This window comes from Nocardioides abyssi, from assembly GCF_030412915.1.
Classification (GTDB): Bacteria; Actinomycetota; Actinomycetes; order Propionibacteriales; family Nocardioidaceae; genus Nocardioides; species Nocardioides abyssi.
The window spans coordinates 1-243 of sequence record NZ_JAUHJR010000224.1; the positions used below are offsets into that span (position 1 = coordinate 1).

The 243-nt window shown below is 67.5% G+C and carries 1 protein-coding gene; it reads left to right on the forward strand.

Annotated elements, in window-relative coordinates:
* Positions 1-243: NADH-quinone oxidoreductase subunit D-related protein (locus tag QWY29_RS20575; RefSeq protein ID WP_500684589.1), on the forward strand; the 243-nt coding region annotated here is incomplete at both ends.

The following is a 243-nucleotide window of genomic DNA, read 5'->3' on the forward strand; positions in this document are numbered from 1 at the left end:
GTACTGCCTGGGCATCGAGCGGCTGCTCGACATCGAGGACCTGGTGCCGGAGAAGGCCACCGTGATGCGGGTGCTCCTCATGGAGCTCAACCGCATCTCCTCCCACCTGGTCGCGATCGCGCCCGGCGGCATGGAGATCGGCGCGCTGACGGTGATGACCGTCGGCTTCCGCGAGCGCGAGCTGGTGCTCGACCTGTTCGAGCTGATCACCGGCCTGCGGATGAACCACGCGTTCATCCGCCC